Genomic DNA, 24717 nt, shown 5'->3' on the forward strand with positions numbered 1-24717 from the left:
CCAGGCCGGCGTCGGTGGGGCCGGGCCGGGAAACGGGCGCGCGCGAACCCACGACGGACACCGAAGTCGCCGGCCGGACAGGCGCGACGTCCCCCGGGCACGGCGGGCGTGAGCGGGATCCGGCCGGGCGTGCGGAGGCGCCACAGGCAGGGCGCGCATGACCAGGACGCCCCCATGTACTAGAGTTATCTCGACATCGAGATATCTGCCGAGGCGCACCGCAGCCGCCATCTCGGTAAGGTTTACCTAACTTAGCCTTACCTTAGCGGATCGGCCAAGACGTCGTGGCGGCAGGATGCGGTGGGAACGCGCACATCAATGAAGGAGACTGTCGTGTCGGCGAACAGCTTCGACGCCCGCAGCACGCTGCAGGTGGGCGACGAGTCGTACGAGATCTTCCGGCTGGACAAGGTGGAAGGCTCGGCTCGCCTTCCGTACAGCCTGAAGGTGCTGCTGGAGAACCTGCTCCGCACCGAGGACGGCGCGAACATCACCGCCGACCACATCCGGGCCCTCGGCGGCTGGGACTCCCAGGCGCAGCCCAGCCAGGAGATCCAGTTCACGCCGGCGCGCGTGATCATGCAGGACTTCACCGGCGTGCCCTGCGTCGTCGACCTCGCCACCATGCGCGAGGCCGTCAAGGAGCTCGGCGGTGACCCGGCGAAGATCAACCCGCTGGCCCCGGCCGAGCTGGTCATCGACCACTCCGTCATCGCCGACAAGTTCGGCACCCACGACGCCTTCGCGCAGAACGTCGAGCTGGAGTACGGCCGCAACAAGGAGCGCTACCAGTTCCTGCGCTGGGGCCAGACCGCGTTCGACGAGTTCAAGGTCGTCCCGCCGGGCACCGGCATCGTCCACCAGGTGAACATCGAGCACCTGGCGCGCACGGTCATGGTCCGGGGCGGCCAGGCCTACCCCGACACCCTCGTCGGTACGGACTCCCACACCACGATGGTCAACGGCCTGGGCGTCCTCGGCTGGGGCGTCGGCGGCATCGAGGCCGAGGCCGCGATGCTCGGTCAGCCGGTCTCGATGCTCATTCCGCGCGTCGTCGGCTTCAAGCTCACCGGTGAGCTCCCGCCCGGCACGACCGCCACCGACCTGGTGCTCACGATCACCGAGATGCTGCGGGCGCACGGCGTCGTCGGCAAGTTCGTCGAGTTCTACGGTGAGGGTGTGGCCGCCACCTCGCTGGCCAACCGCGCCACCATCGGCAACATGTCGCCGGAGTTCGGCTCCACCGCCGCGATCTTCCCGATCGACGGCGAGACCATCAAGTACCTGAAGCTGACCGGCCGTTCCGAGCAGCAGCTCGCGCTCGTCGAGGCGTACGCCAAGCAGCAGGGTCTCTGGCTCGACCCGGCCGCCGAGCCCGACTTCTCCGAGAAGCTGGAGCTCGACCTCTCCACGGTCGTCCCCTCGATCGCCGGCCCGAAGCGCCCGCAGGACCGCATCGTCCTCGCGAACGCCGCCGAGCAGTTCAAGAGCGACGTGCGCAACTATGTCGCCGACGACGACGAGGCGGGCAAGGAGTCCTTCCCGGCCTCCGACTCCCCGGCCGCCGCCAACGGCGTCCCCTCCAACCCGGTCACGGTCACGGCCCCCGACGGCTCGACCTACGAGATCGACCACGGCGCGGTGACGGTCGCGGCCATCACCTCCTGCACCAACACCTCGAACCCGTACGTCATGGTCGCCGCCGCGCTCGTCGCGAAGAAGGCCGTGGAGAAGGGCCTGACCCGCAAGCCGTGGGTCAAGACCACCCTCGCCCCGGGCTCCAAGGTCGTCACCGACTACTTCGACAAGGCCGGGCTCACCCCCTACCTCGACAAGGTCGGCTTCAACCTGGTCGGCTACGGCTGCACCACCTGCATCGGCAACTCCGGCCCGCTGCCGGACGAGGTCTCCAAGGCCGTCAACGACCACGACCTCGCCGTCACGTCGGTCCTCTCCGGCAACCGGAACTTCGAGGGCCGTATCAACCCCGACGTGAAGATGAACTACCTGGCGTCCCCGCCGCTGGTCGTCGCCTACGCGCTCGCGGGCTCCATGAAGGTGGACATCACCAAGGACGCCCTCGGCACCGACCAGGACGGCAAGCCGGTCTACCTGGCGGACATCTGGCCCTCCGAGGCCGAGGTCAACGATGTCGTGGCGAACGCCATCGGCGAGGACATGTTCAACAAGTCCTACCAGGACGTCTTCGCGGGTGACGCCCAGTGGCAGGCGCTGCCGATCCCCGAGGGCAACACCTTCGAGTGGGACCCGCAGTCGACCTACGTCCGCAAGCCCCCGTACTTCGAGGGCATGGCGCACGAGCCGTCCCCGGTCACCGACATCGCCGGTGCCCGCGTGCTGGCGAAGCTGGGCGACTCGGTCACCACCGACCACATCTCCCCGGCCGGCGCCATCAAGGCCGACACCCCCGGAGGCAAGTACCTCACGGACCACGGTGTCGAGCGTCGTGACTTCAACAGCTACGGCTCCCGCCGCGGCAACCACGAGGTCATGATCCGCGGTACGTTCGCCAACATCCGCCTGCGCAACCAGATCGCGCCGGGCACCGAGGGCGGCTTCACCCGGGACTTCACCCAGGCGGACGCCCCGGTGGCGTTCATCTACGACGCCTCGCGCAACTACATCGAGCAGGGCATCCCGCTGGTCATCCTGGCCGGCAAGGAGTACGGCTCCGGCTCGTCCCGCGACTGGGCCGCCAAGGGCACCGCGCTGCTCGGCGTCAAGGCCGTCATCGCCGAGTCCTACGAGCGCATCCACCGCTCGAACCTCATCGGCATGGGCGTCCTGCCGCTCCAGTTCCCGGAGGGCGCGACCGCCGAGTCCCTCGGTCTGACCGGCGAGGAGACCTTCTCCTTCACCGGTGTCGAGGAGCTCAACAACGGCACCACCCCGCGCACGGTGAAGGTCACCACGGACAGCGGCGTCGAGTTCGACGCGGTCGTCCGCATCGACACCCCCGGCGAGGCGGACTACTACCGCAACGGCGGCATCATGCAGTACGTGCTGCGCAACCTGATCGCCAAGTAGCCCCCGCGGCAGGCGATCCGGCGGACCGGTCGGGCCGCACTCCTCATCATGAGGAGTGCGGCCCGCCGTCTTTTCGACCGGTGTCGCGGGGAACTCCCGAGGTCGTCGTAGCCGACGCGCCCCGCGGCCAGGGGGACAGAGGAGACAGGGGAGCCGAGGGGGGAGGGGGCAAGGGAGGCGCCCCTGTACGCCAGGGGGCAGCCGTCGCAGGCCGCATACGGGCACAGGCCGCGCCGCGCGCATACGGACACAGGCTGCCGCGCGCATACGCTCACAGGTCTCCACGCGCATACACACACAAGTCGCCGCGCGTCGTCCGAAACCGCGTCCGGGCGCGACGTCCCCGCACCCCATCACGGTCCCGCGCGGTGACCCCGCCACCACGCCTGCCCGCCGGGCCGGCCGATCAGCTCGGGGCGGACCGGGTGGCTGCTGGGAGACTCACCCGGTCCGCGAGCCCGGGCCGGCGGGGGGAGTGCCGGCCCGGGATGGTGCGTGGCTTGTGACGACCATGGCGTGCGACAACGTTGTCTGATGGTCTGTAGATGACTCTACCGCCTCAACAGACAACGATGTCAAGCCTGTTGACCCGGAGGAGTGAGTACCGGGTTGGGCCGGCGGGGTGGGAGCCGTGTGCGCCTGACGCTTCTGACGCGGTCTTCCGTGGTACGGGTGGCGCACGTTACTGTCCCTGCGGCTTGTGCGACCCGTGGTGCGCGACCCGTCCGAAGGAGGAGGGGCCGCGTCATGCGTTTCCGTCCGTCAACCGTCCTGCTCGCCGTCGTCCTCGCGGCCGGCGGGATCACCCCCGCGGTGGCCGCCGCCGCACCGCCCGACCTCGTCCGGGACCCCGCCACCTACGTCGATCCGCTCATCGGCACCAAGAACGGCGGCAACGTCTTCCCCGGCGCCGTCGTGCCCTTCGGGATGCTCTCCTGGAGCCCGGAGAACACCCGCGGGGACGCCACCCGCACGGCCGCCCCCGGCGGCTACCAGTACGACGCCACCCGCGTCCGGGGCTTCAGCCTCACCCACATGTCCGGCACGGGCTGCGCGGGCGGCAGCGGCGACATCCCCTTCTTCCCGTTCGCGGGCGAGGTCACCTCCTCCCCGGCGAGCGACACCAAGGACGCCGTGTACGCCGCCGACTTCGCGCACGCGGACGAGAGCGCCGATCCCGGCCACTACAAGGTCGGTCTCTCCTCCGGCGTCACGGCGGACCTCACGGCGACCGCGCGCACCGGCTCGGGCCGCTTCACCTTCCCGGCGGACAAGCCGGCCTCGCTGCTGATCCGCACCGCCAACTCCGAGGTGGGCTCGACGGCGTCGGACGTGCGCATCGACCCGGCGACCCGGACGGTCTCGGGCTCGGTCACCTCCGGGAACTTCTGCGGCTACCTCGACCCCGAGGGCCAACGCGACTACTACACCCTGTACTTCACCGCCCGCTTCGACCGGGCCTTCAAGACCACCGGCACCTGGCAGGACGACCGGCTGAGCCCGGGATCCACCCGGGCGAGCGGCGGTACCGGCGGCTTCTCGGACGGCGGCCGTCCCGCCGCGGGCAAGGGTGCCGGCGGCTACGTGGAGTTCGCCCCCGCAACCAGCCCGGTGAACGTCAAGGTCGGAATCTCGTACGTCAGTCAGGCGGGCGCCGCCGCCAACCTCAAGGCCGAGAACCCGCCGTCCCGTTCCTTCGGTTCGGTCCGGGCGGCCGCCCACCGCGCCTGGCGCGACCGGCTCGGCGCGATCCGGGTCGGCGGCGGCAGCGACACCGACCGCACCACCTTCTACACCGCGCTCTACCACGCCCTCCTGCATCCCAACGTCATCAGTGACGCCGACCGCAGATACCGGGGAAGCGACGACAGGGTCCATGTCGTCGGCCGCGGCCACCGGGCGCAGTACGGCACCTTCTCCGGCTGGGACGTCTACCGCTCCCAGGTCCAGCTGCTCACCCTCCTCAGCCCGGACACCGGCTCCGACATCGCACAGTCGCTGCTCGAACTGGCCCGGCAGAACGGGGGAGTCTGGGACCGCTGGCTGCACGGCGCGAGCGGCACCCACGTCATGAACGGCGACCCCTCACCGACCGCGCTCGCGGGCATCCGGGCCTTCGGCGGCACCGGATTCGATCTGCGGGGCGCGCTGAAGTCACTCGTGAAGGCGGCGACCGTGCCGACCGACCAGGACCTGTCCTCGTCGGGCAAGCCCGTCCTGTCGGTGGGCCAGCGACCGTCGCTCGACAAGTACCTCCAGCAGCACTACATGCCGTCCGTGTCCAACGCCTGGGGCGGCGCCGCCGAGACCCTGGAGATGTCCGGCGCGGACTTCGCGCTCTCCCAACTGGCCACGGCGGCAGGGGAGAAGCGGACGGCGACGGACTTCGCCGAGCGCTCCCAGTGGTGGCAGAACAACTTCAACATCGCGGCCGACCGGACCGGCGGCTACATCGCCAACCGCAAGGCCGACGGCAGCTGGGTCACCGGCTTCACCCCCGCCACCGGCAACGGCTTCGTCGAGGGCACGGCGGCCCAGTACACCTGGATGGTCCAGCACAACCCGGCCGGGCTCTTCGCGGCCATGGGCGGCCGGGACAAGGCGCTCGACCGCCTCGACACGTTCTTCCACAACGCCGACGGCGGCTGGGCGTTCACGGGCAGCGGCGGCGACAAGTCGGAGCTGGACAACGAGCCGTCGATCAACGTCCCCTACCTGTACGACTACGCGGGCGCCCCCTACAAGGCGCAGGAGACCGTCCGCGCGGCGATGGGCAAGCTGTGGTCGACGCAGCCCGGCGGCATCCCCGGCAACGACGACCTCGGCGAGATGTCGTCCTGGTACGTCTTCTCCGCGCTCGGCATGTACCCGCAAGTCCCCTCCCGTGCCGAACTCACGCTCTCCTCACCTCTGTTCAGCCGCGTCAGGATCGAGCGTCCGGGCGGCAACGACATCGAGATCCGGGCGGCCGGCGCGGCGGCGGACGCTCCGTACGTGCAGTCGCTGAAGGTCAACGGTCGTACCAGCGGGCGCCCTTGGCTCCCCGCCTCCTTCGTCCGTGACGGCGGCACACTCGACTACACGCTCTCCGGCACCCCGAACCGCGCCTGGGGCAGCGACCCGGCCGCCGCTCCGCCGTCCTTCCGCGACGGTGAGCAGCCGTACCAGATCGGCGTCGGCCCGACCGCGGCGACGCTCGCGCCCGGCGGCAGTACGCGGATCGACATCCGCGCGCTGGCGCTGAACGGTGGCACGGGCCCCGAGGTCCGCTTCCACGTGGACACACCGGACGGAGTGACCGCGACCCCCGCGGAGGGAACGGTGACCGAGGGCTCCCGCTCGATCACCCTGACCGCGGGCGACACGGCCCGGCAGGGCTTCTACGACGTCAGGGTCACCGTGACGTCCGGCGGCACCTCGTACCAGCAGCCGGTGGCGCTGACCGTCGCGGCTCCCGGGTCCCTCCTGGCCGCCTACAACAACACCGGCGTCTCGGACGACGCCGGCGACCACGACGAGGCCGACTACGACGGCGGCGGCTGGAGCTACTCCCGGCAGGCCCTCGCGGACGCGGGCCTGACCCCGGGCGGCCAGGGCACCGTGGCCGGTCTCACCTACACCTGGCCCGACTCGCCCGCGGGCCGTCCCGACAACGCCGCGGCGACCGCCCAGAGCATCGAACTCGTGCGTCCGGCCACCCAGTTGTGCTTCATCGGCAGCGCGGTCAACGGAAACCAGCGGACCACGGCCACCGTCACCTACACCGACGGCAGCACCGACCAGGTCGACCTCTCCTTCACCGACTGGACCGTCGGCGGCGGGGGCGGCACCGTCCAGTACGGCAACGTGACCGTCGCCAGGGCCGCGTACCGCAATGTCGCGGGCGCGGACAAGGACCCCGTCGCCACCTACGTCTTCGCGACGAAGCCCTTCGCGGCTCCGTCCGGCAAGACCGTCAAGAGCGTGAAACTGCCCGACAACGCGGATCTGCACGTCTTCACCCTCGCCGTGAACTGAGCGCACGAGGAAGGCGGCCGCCGGGCTGGTGCCCGGCGGCCGCCGCCGTGTGTCCGGGGCCCCGTGCCGACGCTCCCGTGACCGCTGCTACGGCCACGTCCACGTCCACGTCCACGTCCACGTCCACGTCGGCGTCCACGTCCACGTGCACGGAGCGCCCACCGGGCCCGAACGGCGGAGCGGGCGCGGAGAGTGGTCTCCGCGCCCGCTCCTGTGGGATGCCGCGTCAGGCCAGCAGCTCCACCTCCGCGAGCGTCGCCGCGCCGTCCAGGACCAGACGGTAGTGCGCGTACGAGCCCGGGTGCGCCACCGAGAAGGCCCGGGTCTGCTTGTCCCACGCGAAGGACTCGCCGGAGCGCCGGTCGAGGTCGGTCCAGTTGGTGCCGTCGGACGAGCCCTGCAGGACCCAGCCGGCCGGAGCCTTCGTGTGGTCCCCGGACGACGTCAGGGTGTACTGGACGCCCTTGGCGGAGGCGGCCGTCGGCAGGTCCACCGTCGTGACGGTGGCATCCGTCGCCGAGGTGTTGTCGAAGAGCGCGCCCTCACCCTTCAGGACGTCCGCCCGCGGCGCGGGCACCTTGTCGTCCTTCGTGATCGACACGGGCGCCGCGTTCCTGCCGCTGCCCCACGAGGACGGCTTGGCGCCCATGTCGAACTCCAGTACACCGCCACGGGAGATGAGCGAGTGCGGGAGCGAGGTGGAGTTCCACTTCTTGCCGTTGAACCGCACACCCTGGACGTACACGTTCTTCGCGCTGTTCCTGGGCGCCTTGACGACCAGGTCCCGGCCGTTCTCCAGGTGGACGGTCGCCTTGGTGAACAGCGGTGAGCCGATGGCGTATTCGCCGCTGCCCATCACCAGCGGATAGAAGCCGAGCGAGGAGAAGAGGTACCAGGCCGACTGCTCGCCGTTGTCCTCGTCGCCGTGGTAGCCCTGCCCTATCTCACTGCCGCTGTAGAGCCGGGAGAGGACCTCGCGGACGTCCTTCTGCGTCTTCCACGGCTGGCCGGCCGCGTCGTACATGTAGGTGACGTGGTGGGCCACCTGGTTGGAGTGCCCGTACATGCCCATCCGTACGTCGCGGGCCTCGGTCATCTCGTGGATGACCCCGCCGTAGGAGCCCACGACGTCCTGCGAGGCCGTCTCGGGAGTGGCGAAGTACGTGTCGAGCTTCTGGCCCAGCGCGTCCTGGCCGCCGTACAGATTGGCCAGGCCCCGCGAGTCCTGGGGCGCGGTGAACGCGTACCCCCAGCCGTTCGTCTCGGTGTAGTCGTACCCCCACACGCGGGGGTCGTACTTCGCGGAGTCGACGCGCCAGTCGCCCTGCGCGTCACGGCCCTGGAAGAACCCGGCCTTCTTGTCGAAGAGGTTCACGTAGTCCTGGGCGCGGTTGAGGAAGTACGCGGACTCCTCCTTGTAGCGCTTCTTGCCGGTCTTCTTGTAGAGGGCCTCGCCCATCTTGGCGATGCCGTAGTCGTTGACGTAGCCCTCCATGGCCCAGGAGAAGCCCTCGCCCGTCGCGGTGGACGTGTAGCCGAGGAAGGGGGAGGTCGTCATGCCCTTGCGGCCCACACCGGAGGCCGGCGGGACGACCGTCGCGTTCTTCACCGCGGCGTCGTAGGCCGCCGCCGCGTCGAAGTGCACACCCTTCACGTATGCGTCCGCGAACGCCACGTCGGAGGAGGTGCCGGTCATCAGGTCCGCGTACCCGGGGGAGGACCAGCGCGAGGTCCAGCCGCCGTCCTTGTACTGCTGCACGAACCCGTCGACCATCTCACCGGCCTGACCAGGCGTCAGGAGGGAGTACGCCGGCCAGGTCGTCCGATAGGTGTCCCAGAAGCCGTTGTTGACGTACACCTTGCCGTCGACGATCTTCGCGCCGGTGTGGGTCGGGGTGTCCGGGCCCGGCATCGCGGAGAACGGCGACGCGTACTGGTACTTCGAACCGACTTTCTCGAAACCGGAGTTGGGGTACAGGTAGAGCCGGTACATGCTGGAGTACAGCGTCGTGAGCTGGTCCGGCGTGGCGCCCTGGACCTCGACCTTGCCCAGCAGCCTGTCCCACTGCTTCTGGGCCCGTGCCTTGACGGTGCCGAAGGACGTGCCGTCGGGGATCTCCTGACGCAGGTTGTCCTTGGCCTGGTCGACGCTGATCAGCGAGGTGGCCAGACGCAGCGTGACACTGTGGTCGGCGCCGGGCTTGAACTTCAGATAGCCCTTGACCCCGGACGACGCGCCGTCCGTCACCGCCGCGTCGAAGACCCCGTACACGAAGAGCCGTGTCGCGCCCGTCGACAGCCCCGACTTCACGTCGGAGTAGCCGGTGACCACCCCGTTCTCCTTGTCGAGGGTCAGCCCCGCCTGCTCGGTCACGTTGTCGAAGAGCACGCTCGCGTCCGCGCCCGGGTAGGTGAAGCGCAGGGCCGCCGCGTGGTCCGTCGGGGCCATCTCCGCCTTGAGACCGTTCTCGAAGGTCACCCCGTAGTAGTACGGGCGCGCGGTCTCGTTCTCGTGCTTGAAGGCCAGCGCACGGGCGGTGCGCGAGGTGTCCGGGGTGCCGGACGCGGCCGAGGGCATCACCTGGAAGGTCTGCCGGTCGCCCATCCACGGGCTCGGTTCATGGCTGGCGCTGAACGCCTGGATGGTCGGCAGGTTGTCCGCGTTGTTCGCACGTGCGTAGTCGTACAGCCAGCTCAGCGAACCCGCGTTGGTCACCGGGGTCCAGAAGTTGAAACCGTGCGGCACGGCCGTCGCCGGGAAGTTGTTGCCGCGCGAGAATCCGCCGCTGGAGTTGGTGCCACGGGTCGTCAGCGCGTAGTCCGACAGATGCGCCTCGGGCTTCTCGCGCGCGACGGTCTTGAGCGCGACGTCGTCGAGCCAGCCACGGAACTTGGCCGGGCCCTTCGCGGAGTCGTAAGCGAGCAGGATCCGGTCCACCGTCTTGCCGGCGGCGACCGAACCGATCCGCGAGGCGACGTTGTTCCACTGGTTGACGTAGAGGATCTTGGCCGCGCCCTGCCCCTGCGGCGTGAGCGCGAACCCGTGCTGGTCGACCGGGTTCAGGTCGCTCAGATAGGTGCCGTCGGTGAACGCCAGGTCCACCGAGACGTTCGTGGCGTCGTAGTCCCGGTCACCGTCCGCCATCGACGGGAAGATCCGGTACGCCAGTTCGGTGTCGCGCCCGACGGCCACGTTCACGTCGAAGATCTTGTTGTACGAGTACGCCCGGCCGTCCGCCTGGTGCGTACCCGCGTAGCGCAGGGCCCGCTTGCCGGTGAAGCCGGCGCCCGCCTTAGCGGTGGGGGAGCCGCTCGGCCCGCGGTCCACGAGCGAGAGCATGTCCTTGGGGGTCGGGTCGTCGGAACCGCCCGTGGAGAACTGGACATCGGCGAGCTGGAGGATGTCCGCGCCGTTGTTCTTCGTGATGTCGAGCCGGAAGTGCTGGTACTCCACGGGGCTCGCGATGTCGTACGACTTGGTCTGGAACCGCTCGCCGAACGACTCGCCGGAGCGGGTGTCCAGGCTCTTCCAGTCCTTGCCGTCCGTGGAGCCCTGCAGGGTCCAGGCGCTGGGGTCGCGCTCGGCGAAGTCGTTGGCCGACGTCAGCGCGTAGGTGACGGCCTTGACGGGCGCGTCGAGGTCGAACTCCACCCAGCCGGTGGGCTCGAAGGTCAGCCACTTGCTGCTCGACTCACCGTCGACGAGGTTCTCCTTGACCTCGCCCGAACCCGTGTTCTCGGCGCTGGCCCGGACGTCCGTGACGTGGTCGGTGACGTTGCCGGGGATGCCCGTGCTGAAACCGCCGTCGACACCGGACGACCGCTTTTTTCCGTCAGGTCCCGTGTCTACGGTATTGATCCAGTCCGGCGCGGGATCGCCCGATTCGAATGAGGAGGCGAACTGCCGGTCGGCGGAGACCGCTTGGGCCGGAAGGGCAACCGCGGTGCCCTGCGAGGCCACGATCAGGGAAAGCGCTGCCACCCCCATTGTCATCGAGGAACTCCACCTCGGCCGGGCCGGGGAACTTTGTCTGTATCGAGCTCCGTGCTGCATCCGCGAGGACCCTCCCTGCTGTTTTGGCGCGTTCACCTCCGAGGCGCTCCCGCCGGATCGGAGTGCGGCCGCGCGGGGCCCTCGGGGCCCGCGCGCACTCCTTCTCCGGATACCGGTGCGTCTCTTCGGTTCACTCGCTTGCGCGTGGACAACGTTGTCAATTCTGCTGCGCAAGGACCAGTAGGGAGTCAAGTTGTCAGCGGTGTCAAGGGTGTTGGATGTGGCATCCGGGGAGAATGTCGCGAGGCGAGGTGCGCATTACTCACATGGGGGGAGATTGGCGCCGTGTCGATCTTCTGCCGGGGAGGGGGCGGTCGCCCCATATTTCCGGGAGGTCTCAACTCGGAAAAGACCCGCGGGTAAACCTGCATTCGATCTTGCTCCGCTGGCGGGAAGTGGACTATACCTGTCGGCATCCGCCCGGTCGTCCGACGGCCGCGGACAGGCATGTACCAGGGGGAATCGGGCGTCGGCGGCTGTTTACAAGGGCAGGGATCGCCGCGTTGACCCACTGAATCCCCCATGCACGACCCCAGCTTGACCTAACCGCGGTGCCGGGGAGGATCCGGTTCACCGCCTGAGTCCTGGAGAAGGCGAGGACTTGAGCATGGGATCCACTTCCGCCGAGAACAGCAGTCCCGAAGGCGTCGGCCGGCGCGATCTGATCAAGCGGTCGGCCGCACTCGGTCTGATCTCCGTACCCACGATGAGCTTCCTGTCCGCGTGTGCGAGCGGCGGGGGTGACGACAACTCCGGCGACAAGGGCAAGGACAAGGGCAAGACCAGCAAGACCAACCCCTTCGGCGTGGAAAAGGGCGGAAAGCTCGACGTCGTCGTCTTCAAGGGCGGCTACGGCGACGACTACGCCAAGGCCTGGGAAGCCTCCTTCGACAAGAAGTGGGGCACCACCAGCGCCCACACCGGCACGCAGGAGATCACCGGCAAGCTCCAGCCGCGCTTCAACGGCGGCAACCCGCCGGACATCGTCGACGACTCCGGCGCCCAGCAGATCAAGCTGGACGTGCTCTTCAAGAACGGCAACCTGCTCGACCTGGCCGCGGTGCTCGACGCGCCGTCGATCGACGACCCGGCCAAGAAGGTCCGCGACACCCTGATCCCGGGCACGCTCGACCCGGGCCTGCAGGGCGGCAAGGTCGTGGCCCTCAACTACATCTACACGGTGTGGGGTCTGTGGTACTCCGGCAAGCTCTTCAAGGAGAAGGGCTGGGAGGTTCCGAAGACCTGGGACGACTTCCTGACGATCTGCAAGGACGCCAAGTCGCAGGGCATCGGCGGCCTCGCCCACCAGGGCAAGTACCCGTACTACATCAACGTCGCCATCATGGACCTGATCGCCAAGCAGGGCGGTCTGGACGCCGTGAAGGCGATCGACAACCTAGACCCCAAGGCGTTCGTCGGCAGCGACGCGGCCGCGGCGGCCATCGACGCGATCTACGAGGTCGTCGAGAAGGGGTACCTGATGCCGGGTACCAACGCCCTCACCCACACCGAGTCCCAGACCCGCTGGAACCAGTACAAGGCCGCGTTCATCACCTGTGGCTCCTGGCTGGAGAACGAGCAGCTCAAGCAGACCCCCACCGACTTCGACATGAAGTTCATGCCGATGCCGAGCCTGTCGGGGGACAAGCTGCCGTTCGAGGCGATCCGGGCCGGCTCGGGCGAGCTCTTCATCATCCCCGCGAAGGCCGGAAACCTGCCTGGCGCGCAGGAGTTCATGCGCTCCATGCTCTCCAAGGAGTGGTCGACGCTCTTCGCGCAGAAGGCCAACTCGCTCACCATCCTCAAGGACGGCGTGAGCGACGGCGTGCAGTTGCGCCCCGGCACGCAGTCCACCGTCGACGCGTCCAAGGCGGCGGGCGACAACACCTTCAACTACCTGTACCCCAACTGGTACAGCGAGATGGACGTCTCCATTCAGAACGCGTCCAACGAGCTGATGGCCAAGCGAATTCAGCCGAAGGAATGGCTGAAGCGGGCCCAGGCGGCCGTCGACAAGGCCGCCAAGGACCCGGCGTCCAAGAAGAACCACCGCGACTGATCACGCACACCCGGAACACCAGGGGCAGGATGCCATGCGAAAAGGGCAGTACCGGTTCGTCGCGGGGTTTCTCCTCGCACCTTTGGCGCTGTATCTGATCTTCGTGATCTGGCCTTACGTACAGACCATCGGTTACTCCTTCACCGACTGGAAGGGTCAGTCGCAGACGTTCAGTTTCGTCGGCCTGGACAATTACAAGGCGTTGTTCCAGGACGACGTGTTCATGGGCGCCATCTGGCACAACATCCTGTTCCTGGTGTTCATCCCGGTGATCACCATTTTCCTCGCCCTCTTCTTCGCCTTCATGGTGAACGCGGGCGGCCGGGGCCGCGCCGGCGGTGTGCAGGGGGTCGCCGGATCCGGCTTCTACAAGATCGTCTATTTCTTCCCGCAGGTCCTGTCACTCGCGATCGTCGCGGTGCTCTTCGGAGCCCTCTACCGCAGTGACAGCGGCGGTCTGCTCAACGGCATCCTGATCAAGTTCGGGCTGGTCGACGCGGACAGTCCGATCGAATGGATGAATGAGCCCCATCTGGTGCTCTGGTGCCTGATGGCGGTCGTCGTCTGGCACGGTGTCGGCTTCTACCTGGTGCTGTTCTCCGCGGCCATGCAGTCCATCCCGAGGGACATCTACGAGGCCGCGCTGCTCGACGGCGCGAGCCGCACGCACACCTTCTTCCGGGTCACCCTGCCGCTGCTGTGGGACACCGTGCAGACCGCCTGGGTCTATCTGGGCATCATCGCGATGGACATGTTCGTCCTGGTCTCGACCATGACCCAGGGCACGGGGTACGGCGGCGGGCCCGACCACCACAGCGAGGTCATGGCGAACGTCATGATGCGCAACTTCCTCTACTACGGGAGGAGCGGCTACGCCTGCGCCATGGGCGTCATCATGCTCCTTCTCACCCTGGTCCTGTCCGTGGTCACGCTGCGCGCCACCCGCCGCGAGCGCATCGAGTTCTGAGCGGGAGACAGACGACTATGAGCGCACCCATCACCGAGCCGACGAAGGTCGGCGGCGCCGGCGTACCACCGCAGCGGACGGTCGGGAAGACACCGCCGCGGCCGGGCGACCGGCGCAGCGAGGGCCTGACCCTCAACGTCTTCTCGCACGGGTTCCTGGTCCTGTGGGCCGTGCTGATCATCCTGCCGCTGCTCTGGCTGGTCCTGAGCTCCTTCAAGACCGACGCGCAGATCGGCGGTTCGGCCCTGGGCTGGCCCTCGCACTGGCAGCTCGACGTCTTCCGGCGGGCCTGGAACAAGGGCATCGGCGACTACTTCGCGAACACCCTGATCGTGCTGGTGTTCTCCGTCCCGCTGACCATGCTCCTGGGCTCCATGGCGGCGTACGTCCTGGCCCGCTACGAGTTCCGGGGCAACCGGATCGTGTACTACTTCTTCGTCGGCGGGGCCATGTTCCCCGTCTTCCTCGCCCTGGTTCCGCTGTTCTTCATGGTCAAGCGTCTCGACATGTTGAACACGTACCAGGGGCTGATCCTGGTGTACGTCGCCTACTCGATGCCGTTCACCGTCTTCTTCATGCACTCGTTCTTCCGCACACTGCCCACGGCGGTCTTCGAGGCGGCGGTGCTGGACGGGGCGTCGCACTCCCGGGCGTTCTTCCAGGTCATGCTGCCGATGGCCAAGCCCGGCCTGCTGAGCGTCGGCATCTTCAACGTGCTCGGCCAGTGGAACCAGTACATCCTCCCGTCGGTGCTGATGCAGCCGCAGACCAGTGCCGATCCGGAGCGATATGTCCTGACCCAGGGGCTCATCCAGCTCCAGCAGCAGCAGGGGTACGCGACCGACCTGCCGGTGCTCTTCGCGGGCGTGACCATCGCGATGGTGCCCATGCTGATCGTGTACCTGTCCTTCCAGCGGCAGGTCCAGGCGGGCCTCACCTCGGCAACGCTCAAGTAACGATCCGGCCCTTCCGCGCACCCGCCACCTCCGCTCCGGGGGTGGCGGGCGTGTGTCGGGGCGGTAACGGAAACGGAACGGGGCTTGTCGTCCCGGATTTCCCTCAAGGACTTGACTGCGGTAACCCGTTCAGCGGAGCTTGGAGTTCACAACTTGTAAGTGACCCGGGTTCCACTGCTGTGACCCGGATCACATGGGCGGCATCGGGGCCGTCCGGCTGAGGGCAGGAGTGGATGAGTCGATGGAGACTCCGGGGTCGCAGTCGTCGCTGCACCGAGCCAATCTGGAGCGCGTCGTGCGAGCGGTGCGCCTTGCCGGATCGCTCACGCAGGCGGAGATCGCGAGGACGACGGGCCTGTCCGCGGCGACCGTTTCCAATATCGTCCGGGAGCTGAAGGACAGCGGAACGGTCGAGGTCACGCCCACTTCGGCGGGTGGCCGCAGGGCCCGCAGTGTGTCCCTGAGCGGTGACGCCGGCATCGTCATCGGAGTCGACTTCGGGCATACGCATCTACGCGTCGCGATCGGCAACCTCGCCCACCAGGTGCTGGCCGAGGAGTCCGAGCCGCTGGACGTGGACGCCTCGGCCGCCCAGGGGTTCGACCGGGCGGAGGAGCTGGTCAGCCGCCTGATCGCGGTGACCGGGGTGGACCGAAGCAAGATCGCCGGTGTGGGGCTCGGGGTGCCCGGTCCGATCGACGTCGAGTCGGGGACCCTGGGGTCCACCTCGATCCTGCCGGGCTGGACCGGCGCGCGGCCCGCCGAGGAGCTGCGGGGGCGGCTCGGCGTGCCCGTGTACGTGGACAACGACGCCAATCTGGGCGCGCTCGGGGAGCTGGTCTGGGGCAGTGGCCGCGGGGTCAGGGACCTGGCGTACATCAAGGTCGCGAGCGGTGTCGGCGCCGGCCTGGTGATCAGCGGAAAGATCTACCGCGGGCCGGGCGGCACGGCGGGTGAGATAGGGCACATCACCCTCGATGAATCCGGCCCTGTCTGCCGCTGCGGCAACCGGGGCTGCCTGGAGACCTTCGCCGCGGCCCGGTACGTGCTGCCGCTCCTGCAGTCCAGTCACGGTACCGACCTGACCATGGAGGGCGTGGTCAGGCTGGCCCGGGACGGAGACCCCGGCTGCCGGCGGGTGATCGCCGACGTCGGACGTCATATCGGGAGCGGTGTGGCGAATCTCTGCAATCTGCTCAATCCGAGCAGGGTGGTGCTCGGCGGTGATCTCGCCGAGGCGGGAGAACTCGTCCTGGGGCCCATAAGGGAGTCCGTGGGACGCTATGCGATCCCCAGTGCCGCACGTCAACTGTCGGTGCTTCCAGGGGCACTTGGCGGCCGCGCCGAGGTCCTCGGGGCGCTCGCGCTCGCGCTCAGCGAGATGGGCGATTCGACCCTTTTGGACGGATCGCTGTCTTCCGTTACTCCTGCCTTCACTTAGATAACGCATGGCACCGTTGCCATCTCGTTAAGTATTTACTTCTTGACGTCGCACGTGTGGCCGAGTTGACTTCCAGCCACCTCGGCCGCAACGTCGCGGCCTCGTCAGGGAGGTTTCTGAAGTGAACACGCGTATGCGTCGTGCCGCCGTTGCCGTTGCCGCTGGTGCGATGGCCGTCTCGCTGGCCGCCTGTGGCAGTGCCAAGGAGTCCAGCGACAAGAGCGACAGCTCAAGCTCCGCCAAGAAGGGCGACGCGATCAAGGTCGGTCTGCTCCTTCCCGAGAACCAGACCGCGCGTTACGAGAAGTTCGACAAGCCCCTGATCGAGAAGAAGATCAAGGAGCTCACGAACAACAAGGGCGAGGTCGTCTACGCCAACGCCAAGCAGGACGCCAGCACGCAGAACCAGCAGGTCGACACGATGGTCACCAACAAGGTGGACGTCCTGATCGTCGACGCTGTGGACGCCGCGGCCATCAAGAGCTCGGTCCAGAAGGCCAAGGACGCCGGCATCCCGGTCGTGGCCTACGACCGCCTCGCGGAAGGTCCGATCGACGCCTACACGTCGTTCGACAACACGACGGTCGGCAAGACCCAGGGCCAGGCCCTTCTCGACGCCCTCGGCGCGAAGGCCAAGTCCGGCAAGATCGTGATGATGAACGGTTCGTCCACCGACCCGAACGCCGCCCTGTTCAAGGCCGGAGCCCACTCCGTCCTCGACGGCAAGGTGAACGTCGGCAAGGAGTACGACACCAAGGACTGGAAGCCGGAGAACGCCAACGCCAACATGGAGGGCGCCATCACCGCCCTCGGCAAGAAGAACATCGTCGGCGTCTACTCCGCCAACGACGGCATGGCCGGCGGTATCATCACCGCCCTCAAGGCCGCCGGCATCTCCGTCCCGGTCACGGGCCAGGACGCCGAGCTCGCCGGTGTGCAGCGCATCCTCGCGGGTGAGCAGTTCATGAGCGTCTACAAGCCGTACGCCCCCGAGGCCGACGCCGCCGCCGAGATGGCCGTCGCGCTCGCCCAGGGCAAGTCGCTCTCCACGGTCGCCAAGGACAAGGTCGACAGCCCCACCACGAAGGCTGTCCCCTCGGTGCTCGTCCCGGTCACCTCGCTGACCAAGGACAACATCAAGGACACCGTCATCAAGGACGGCGTCTACACGGTCAGCGACATCTGCACGGGCGCCTACAAGGCGAAGTGCGACGCGCTCGGCATCAACTAAGCCGCCGCAGGTCTCCAACCGTGCAAGGGAATTCGGATCCGAATTCCCTTGCCGGACCTGCGTGATCTAAAGCCCCTCCGGCGCCCCGCATCCATCAGCCCCGCAAAGCTAGGGCGGGGCGCCGGACGGAACATTCCACAAACTTCTGCACAACCTCCCGCCGGGTCAGGCGGCGAAGGAGATGGTTAACGTGTCCGCTACGCCTGTTCTGGCGTTGCGCGGGGTCTCCAAGCGATTCGGTGCCGTCCAGGCGCTCACCGATGTCGAGCTTGAGGTCCACGCCGGCGAAGTGGTTGCCCTGGTGGGCGACAACGGTGCCGGAAAGTCCACGCTGGTGAAGACGATCGCCGGTGTGCACCCCATCGATGAAGGCGTCATCGAGTGGGACGGCAATTCCGTCCACATCAACAAGCCACAGGACGCCCAGGGCCTCGGTATCGCGACCGTCTACCAGGACCTCGCGCTCTGCGACAACATCGACGTCGTCGGCAACCTCTACCTGGGCCGCGAGGTGAAGAAGCGCGGCATCCTGGACGAGGTCGAGATGGAGCGCCGCTCCCGCGAGCTGCTGGACACGCTGTCCATCCGCATTCCCAGCGTCCGCATCCCGATCGCCTCGCTCTCCGGCGGTCAGCGCCAGACCGTGGCGATCGCCCGCTCGATGCTCGGTGAGCCCAAGCTCGTCATCCTCGACGAGCCCACCGCGGCCCTCGGTGTCGAGCAGACCGCCCAGGTCCTCGACCTGGTCGAGCGGCTGCGCGAGCGCGGCCACGCGGTCATCCTCATCAGCCACAACATGGCGGACGTCAAGGCCGTGGCCGACAAGGTCGCCGTCCTGCGCCTCGGGCGCAACAACGGCATCTTCGAGGTCAAGTCGACCTCGCAGGAAGAGATCATCTCCGCCATCACGGGCGCCACGGAGAACGCCGTGACCCGTCGTGCGGCGCGCAGCAATGGGGAGGCTCAGAAGTGAGCATCGACAAGACCTCTGAGACTCCTGAGGACCACGCCGTGGAGAACCCCGAGGCGGCCGCCGCGGCGGTCACCGCGGTCGACCCCCGGCTCCTCGTCCGCGAGCAGGGCCTCGCGGGTTACGTGACCGAGTTCAAGCGCAAGATGAAGGCCGGCGACCTCGGCTCCATGCCGGTCGTCATCGGCCTGATCATCATCTGGATCATCTTCCAGAGCCTGAACTCCAACTTCCTCACCGCGGGCAACCTGTCCGACATCTCCGTCGCCATGGTCGGCACGGGCATGATCGCGGTCGGCATCGTCTTCGTCCTGCTGCTCGGCGAGATCGACCTGTCGGTCGGCTCGGTCTCCGGCGTCGCGGGCGCGGCCTTCGCGGTGCTGAACGTCACGCACGGCATGAACGAATGGCTGGCCTTCGTGCTCGCCATCCTCACCGGCACGGTCGCCGGCGCGATCCACGGCTTCGTCTTCGCGCGCATCGGTGTGCCGGCCTTCGCCGTCACCCTGGCGGGTCTGCTGTTCTGGAACGGCTTCATGCTCCAGATCCTCGGCAGCAGCGGCACCATCAACCTGGACAGCGAGGGCCTCGTGGCCAAGCTGACCAGCTACTACTTCACCGATGTCGCCGCCGCCTACGTGCTCGCCATCGGCGTCACCGCGGTGTTCTTCCTGACGTCGTTCTTCAGCAACAAGCGCCGTGAGGCCGCGGGCGTGCCGTCCCAGCCGCTGAGCGAGACGATTCTGCGCACCGCGCTGCTGGCGATCGTCGCCTTCGCCGTGGCGGTCACGTACAACCAGTACAAGGGTCTCCCGCTGGCCGTGGTGATCTTCATCGCGGTGCTGCTGGTCACGGACTTCGTGCTGCGCCGCACCGCGTACGGCCGGAAGATCTTCGCGCTCGGTGGCAGCGTCGAGGCCTCCCGGCGTGCCGGTATCAACGTCGAGATGGTCCGGATCTCGGTCTTCGCGATCTCCGGTACCTTCGCGGCCATCGGCGGTCTGTTCATCGCCTCGAAGATCGCCTCCGCCAACCAGGGCGCGGGCGGCGGTGACCTGCTGATGAACGCCATCGCGGCGGCCGTCATCGGTGGCACCAGCCTCTTCGGTGGCCGTGGCCGCACCTGGAACGCGCTGCTCGGTGTGCTGGTCATCGTCTCGATCCAGTACGGCCTGGCCCTGCAGGGCATCGCCTCGCCGGTCCAGTACATGATCACCGGTGGTGTGCTGCTCGCCACCGTCGTCATCGACGCGGTGACCCGCAAGACCCAGAAGTCGGCCGGGCGCGCGTAGCGGCTGACGGGGAGGGCCCGCCGTCGCGGCCCTTCCGGACCTGTGCCCGGCACCACCACTGGTGCCGGGCACAGTCATGTCCCCACCCGGGTACTCCGAACGGGTGACATGGACCCCCGGGGCCGGGCGCCGGGCGAAAAGGCGGAACATTAGAATCGACAAGCCCGGCAAAGCTCGAACAGCTCTACCTGCAAGGAGGCACGGGTGCCGCTGCTGACCCGCATCACGGGACCGCGCGATCTGGACCGGCTCAGCCTGGAGCAGCTGGACCAGCTGGCCGGCGAGATCAGGACCTTTCTCGTCGACGCGGTCTCCAAGACCGGCGGCCACCTCGGCCCCAACCTCGGTGTCGTGGAGCTCACCATCGCGCTGCACCGCGTCTTCGAGTCGCCCAAGGACAGGGTGCTGTGGGACACCGGTCACCAGTCCTACGTCCACAAGCTGCTCACCGGCCGTCAGGACTTCTCGAGACTGAAGATGAAGGGCGGCCTCTCCGGCTACCCCTCGCAGGGCGAGTCCGAGCACGACGTGATCGAGAACTCGCACGCCTCGACGGTCCTCGGCTGGGCCGACGGCCTGGCGAAGGCCAACGAGGTGCTCGGCAGGAACGACCACGTGGTCGCCGTCATCGGTGACGGCGCGCTCACCGGCGGTATGGCCTGGGAGGCGCTGAACAACATCGCGGACGCCAAGGACCGCCCGCTGGTCATCGTCGTCAACGACAACGAGCGTTCGTACGCCCCCACGATCGGCGGCCTGGCGAACCACCTGGCGACCCTGCGCACCACGGACGGCTACGAGCGCTTCCTCGCCCGCGGCAAGGACCTCCTGGAGCGCACACCGGTCGTCGGCAAGCCGCTCTACGAGACCCTGCACGGCGCCAAGAAGGGCCTCAAGGACTTCATCGCCCCGCAGGGCATGTTCGAGGACCTCGGCCTGAAGTACGTCGGCCCGATCGACGGCCACGACATCGAGGCCCTGGAGTCGGCGCTCGCCCGCGCCAAGCGCTTCGGCGGCCCGGTCATCGTGCACTGCCTCACCGAGAAGGGCCGCGGCTACCAGCCCGCCCTGCAGGACGAGGCGGACCGTTTCCACGCCGTCGGCAAGATCCACCCCGACACGGGTCTGCCGATCGCCTCCTCCGGTGCCGACTGGACCTCGGTCTTCGGCGAGGAGATGGTCAAGCTGGGCCAGGAGCGCAAGGACATCGTCGCCATCACGGCCGCCATGCTCCAGCCGGTCGGCCTCGAGAAGTTCGCCAAGGCCTTCCCTAAACGGGTGTACGACGTCGGCATCGCCGAGCAGCACGCCGCCGTCTCCGCGGCCGGCCTCGCCACCGGCGGCCTGCACCCCGTCTTCGCCGTCTACGCGACCTTCCTCAACCGCGCCTTCGACCAGGTCCTGATGGACGTGGCCCTGCACAAGTGCGGGGTCACCTTCGTCCTGGACCGCGCGGGCGTCACCGGCACCGACGGCGCCTCGCACAACGGCATGTGGGACATGTCGATCCTCCAGGTCGTCCCCGGCCTCCGGCTCGCCGCACCGCGCGACGCCGACCAGGTCCGCGCCCAGCTGCGCGAGGCCGTCGAGGTCGACGACGCGCCGACGGTGGTCCGCTTCTCCAAGGGCGCGGTCGGCCCGGCGGTGCCCGCCGTGGGCCGCATCGGCGGCATGGACGTCCTGCGCGAGGCCGGTACGGACATCCCGGACGTCCTCCTCGTCTCGGTCGGCGCGCTCGCGCCGATGTGCCTGGAGATCGCCGGCCTCCTCGACAAGCAGGGCATCACCACGACCGTCGTCGACCCCCGCTGGGTCAAGCCGGTCGACGAGGCCATGGCGCCGCTCGCCGAGCAGCACCGGGTGGTCGTCACCGTCGAGGACAACTCGCGCGTCGGCGGAGTCGGCTCGTCGATCGCGCAGGCCCTGCGCGACGCGGGCGTCGACGTCCCGCTGCGCGACTTCGGCATCCCGCCGCGCTTCCTCGACCACGCCTCCCGCGCCGAGGTCATGACGGAGATCGGTCTGACCGCCCCGGACATCGCCCGCCAGGTCACCGGCCTCGTCGCCAAGCTCGACGGGCGCTTCGAGCGCACCGCCGCGCACGCCGTGGACTCGGTGGAGCCCGCGCGCGACTGACACCCGGGCCGAGGGTCCATCGGGCCGGTTCCAGCACCCTGTACGGGTGGTGGAACCGGCCCGTTCGCGTGAACCCGTCCGCGCCGGGGCATGCGCCGTACACGCCCCCTCGATCATGTCGAGGACGTCAAGCGTGGAGGTAGGCCCGTGAGCAGCAACCTCTTCAGGACCAAGAAGATCGAACAATCGATCCTGGACACCGAGGAGCCGGAGCACGCACTCAGGAAGTCGCTGTCCGCTCTGGACCTCACGGTCTTCGGTGTCGGTGTCATCATCGGCACCGGCATCTTCGTCCTCACCGGCAAGGTCGCCAAGGAGTACGCGGGGCCCGGGGTCTCGCTCGCGTTCGTCGTGGCGGGCATCGTCTGCGGTCTGGCCGCGCTGTGCTACGCGGAGTTCGCGTCCACGGTCCCGGTGGCGGGGTCCGCGTACACCTTCTCGTACGCCTCGCTCGGCGAACTGCCCGCGTGGATCATCGGCTGGGACCTGGTGCTGGAGTTCGCGCTCGGCACGGCGGTGGTCGCGGTCGGCTGGTCCGGGTACGTGCGCTCACTGCTCGACAACGCCGGCTGGCACCTGCCCGGCTACCTCAGCGGGCGCGACGGGGCCACCGGGTTCGGGTTCGACATCCTCGCCGCCGCGCTGGTGCTGGTGCTCACGGCCATCCTGGTCGTCGGCGTGAAGCTGTCCGCCCGGGTCACCACGGTCGTCGTCGCCATCAAGGTCACCGTGGTCCTGATCGTGATCGTCGCGGGCGCCTTCTTCATCGTCGGCGACAACTACGAGCCGTTCATCCCCAAGGCGCAGGCACAGAAGGCGGGCAGCAGTCTCCAGGCCCCGCTCATCCAGCTGCTGTCCGGTTACACACCCTCCAGCTTCGGTGTGATGGGCATCTTCACCGCCGCCTCCGTCGTCTTCTTCGCCTTCATCGGCTTCGACGTCGTGGCCACCGCGGCCGAGGAGACCAAGAACCCGCAGCGGGACATGCCGCGCGGCATCCTCGGCTCCCTGTTCATCTGCACCGCGCTCTACGTCGCCGTCTCGATCGTCGTCACGGGCATGCAGAAGTACACCCGGCTGTCGATCGACGCGCCGCTCGCCGACGCCTTCAAGGCGACCGGGCATCCCTGGTACGCGGGCGTGATCAGCTTCGGCGCCGCCGTCGGACTGACCACGGTCTGCATGATCCTGCTCCTCGGCCAGACCCGGGTCTTCTTCGCGATGAGCCGCGACGGGCTGCTGCCGCGGTTCTTCTCGCACGTCCACCCGAGGTTCCGCACCCCGCACCGGCCGACCATCCTGCTCGGAGTGATCATCGCGATCCTCGCGGGTTTCACGAGCCTGAGCGAACTGGCCGAACTGGTCAACATCGGCACGCTCTTCGCCTTCGTCGTCGTCGCGACCGGCGTCGTCATCCTCCGCCGCACCCGCCCCGACCTGCACCGCGCCTTCCGCACCCCGCTGGTGCCGCTGGTCCCGGCGCTGTCGGTGCTCGCCTCGCTGTGGCTGATGGTGAACCTGCCCACGGAGACCTGGCTGCGGTTCCTGATCTGGATGGCGGTCGGCTGCGTCGTCTACTTCCTGTACGGACGCTCGCACAGCCGTCTCGGGCTGCAGCGGAAGGCCGCGGAGGGCGAGGCGGGGAAGGCGCCGGGATCCGACGGGGCGTGACCGGCCCGCCGAGGCGAGTCGCCTGCGCGCCGTCGCGGGCGCCCGGCCGGTGTTCCGGGCGGAGTTGACGGCCCGCCCGCGGGGTACGAGGAGGCGGGCACCCGTGGAGGGGGCGGTGCTGTACACGCGTACGGGCGCCCAGGACGGGCCACATGCCCCGCGGAGGCGTCGTCAGAGCCCCGGCCACACCCACGGCGGGGCATGCCGTGTACGGGCCGCCTACGGGCGTCAGGGTGCCATCTGGCCACGCGGGTGAGACGGCTGGGCGCGGGGGACACCTGCGGGTGGCAGGGCGTCGTCGGGATCCGGGCCGGCCGTCACGGCACCGGCGGCACGTACCGGTGGCAGGAGCTCGGGACGGGGCGGTCGCCGGACCGTGCCGAGGGCCGGCGTCCGCCCCGTACTGTTCGCGTCCCGTGCCCGGCCGTGCGGTTCAAGATCCGTCCCGTACCGCCCGCGGCCCCGTCACCCCGGCGCCCGCCGCGGTGACCCTGCGCCGTAGTTCACGGTCCGCCGTGACGACCAGGCGCGGGCGGTCACGGGCCTCCGTCACCAGCTCCACGATCCGGTCGTCCCCGCTGCCGGGGGCCGCCTCGACCCGTACGCCCGCGACCGACTCCACACCCCTGGCCGCGCCCTCGACCACGAGGACGAGCTCCACGGGTCCGTCGTGGCCCGGCAGCCCCTCCCCGGCGAGCCGGTCCCGCAGCCGCTCCGCGGCGCCCCGGCGGTCGCGCCACCAGCCGTCGGGCACGGAGCCGACGACATTGGCACCGTCGATGATCACGAGCAGGGGGTCGTCCATGGGGTCAGGGTCGCACGCGCCGCCGCCGCTCACGGATGGCTGCCGGGCCCCTGGCGAGGGCCACAGGGCC

The 24717-nt window shown here is 68.7% G+C and carries 13 protein-coding genes; 11 read left to right on the top strand and 2 right to left on the bottom strand.

The annotated features are described in order from the left end of the window. Positions 1 to 333: 333 nt before the first annotated feature. On the top strand, positions 334 to 3048 hold the full coding sequence (gene acnA / locus ABZV34_RS25210; RefSeq protein ID WP_356280815.1) for an aconitate hydratase AcnA: 2715 nt from the start codon (positions 334 to 336) through the stop codon (positions 3046 to 3048). A gap of 747 nt (positions 3049 to 3795) precedes the next feature. Beyond that, positions 3796 to 7065: a GH92 family glycosyl hydrolase gene (locus ABZV34_RS25215; protein WP_356280818.1), complete on the top strand. Its 3270-nt coding sequence runs from the start codon at positions 3796 to 3798 to the stop codon at positions 7063 to 7065. Positions 7066 to 7291: 226 nt separating this feature from the next. On the opposite strand, the gene ABZV34_RS25220 is transcribed toward ABZV34_RS25215, so the two are convergent. Then, positions 7292 to 11053, bottom strand: coding sequence for a GH92 family glycosyl hydrolase (locus tag ABZV34_RS25220; RefSeq protein WP_356280881.1), 3762 nt, complete (start codon positions 11051 to 11053; stop codon positions 7292 to 7294). A gap of 673 nt (positions 11054 to 11726) precedes the next feature. On the opposite strand from ABZV34_RS25220, the gene ngcE reads away from it, so the two are divergent. From ngcE to ABZV34_RS25265, 9 genes are all read left to right on the top strand, one after another. Continuing rightward, positions 11727 to 13178: an N-acetylglucosamine/diacetylchitobiose ABC transporter substrate-binding protein gene (ngcE, locus tag ABZV34_RS25225; RefSeq protein WP_356280821.1), complete on the top strand. Its 1452-nt coding sequence runs from the start codon at positions 11727 to 11729 to the stop codon at positions 13176 to 13178. 34 nt (positions 13179 to 13212) lie between these two features. Next, positions 13213 to 14145 carry a sugar ABC transporter permease gene (locus ABZV34_RS25230; protein WP_356280824.1) on the top strand — a complete coding sequence of 311 codons (933 nt, stop codon included), beginning with the start codon at positions 13213 to 13215 and terminating at the stop codon, positions 14143 to 14145. A gap of 17 nt (positions 14146 to 14162) precedes the next feature. Beyond that, a complete protein-coding gene (locus tag ABZV34_RS25235) occupies positions 14163 to 15101 on the top strand; it encodes a carbohydrate ABC transporter permease (protein ID WP_356280827.1) in 939 nt (312 codons plus the stop codon). 241 nt (positions 15102 to 15342) lie between these two features. After that, on the top strand, positions 15343 to 16542 hold the full coding sequence (locus ABZV34_RS25240) for an ROK family transcriptional regulator (protein ID WP_356280830.1): 1200 nt from the start codon (positions 15343 to 15345) through the stop codon (positions 16540 to 16542). A 133-nt stretch (positions 16543 to 16675) separates the two neighbouring features. Next, positions 16676 to 17773 carry a substrate-binding domain-containing protein gene (locus ABZV34_RS25245; protein WP_356280884.1) on the top strand — a complete coding sequence of 366 codons (1098 nt, stop codon included), beginning with the start codon at positions 16676 to 16678 and terminating at the stop codon, positions 17771 to 17773. Between the two features lie 181 nt (positions 17774 to 17954). Beyond that, positions 17955 to 18746 carry an ATP-binding cassette domain-containing protein gene (locus tag ABZV34_RS25250; RefSeq protein WP_356280832.1) on the top strand — a complete coding sequence of 264 codons (792 nt, stop codon included), beginning with the start codon at positions 17955 to 17957 and terminating at the stop codon, positions 18744 to 18746. Beyond that, a complete protein-coding gene (locus tag ABZV34_RS25255; RefSeq protein WP_356280835.1) occupies positions 18743 to 20035 on the top strand; it encodes a sugar ABC transporter permease in 1293 nt (430 codons plus the stop codon). Before ABZV34_RS25250 ends, ABZV34_RS25255 begins: the two co-directional genes overlap by 4 nt. Positions 20036 to 20239: 204 nt before the next feature. Then, complete coding sequence (gene dxs, locus ABZV34_RS25260) at positions 20240 to 22171, top strand: 1-deoxy-D-xylulose-5-phosphate synthase (RefSeq protein ID WP_356280838.1); 1932 nt, start codon at positions 20240 to 20242, stop codon at positions 22169 to 22171. 147 nt (positions 22172 to 22318) lie between these two features. Further along, the gene (locus ABZV34_RS25265) at positions 22319 to 23842 is read left to right on the top strand and encodes an amino acid permease (RefSeq protein ID WP_356280841.1); all 1524 of its coding nucleotides are present in this window, start codon (positions 22319 to 22321) and stop codon (positions 23840 to 23842) included. 433 nt (positions 23843 to 24275) lie between these two features. Here ABZV34_RS25265 and ABZV34_RS25270 read toward each other — a convergent pair whose 3' ends face one another. Then, positions 24276 to 24647 (bottom strand): NTP pyrophosphohydrolase, encoded by a 372-nt coding sequence (locus ABZV34_RS25270; RefSeq protein ID WP_356280844.1) that lies wholly within the window; start codon positions 24645 to 24647, stop codon positions 24276 to 24278. Positions 24648 to 24717: the final 70 nt, after the last annotated feature.

It is taken from the genome of Streptomyces sp. NPDC005195 (assembly GCF_040608315.1).
Lineage (GTDB): Bacteria > Actinomycetota > Actinomycetes > Streptomycetales > Streptomycetaceae > Streptomyces > Streptomyces kaempferi.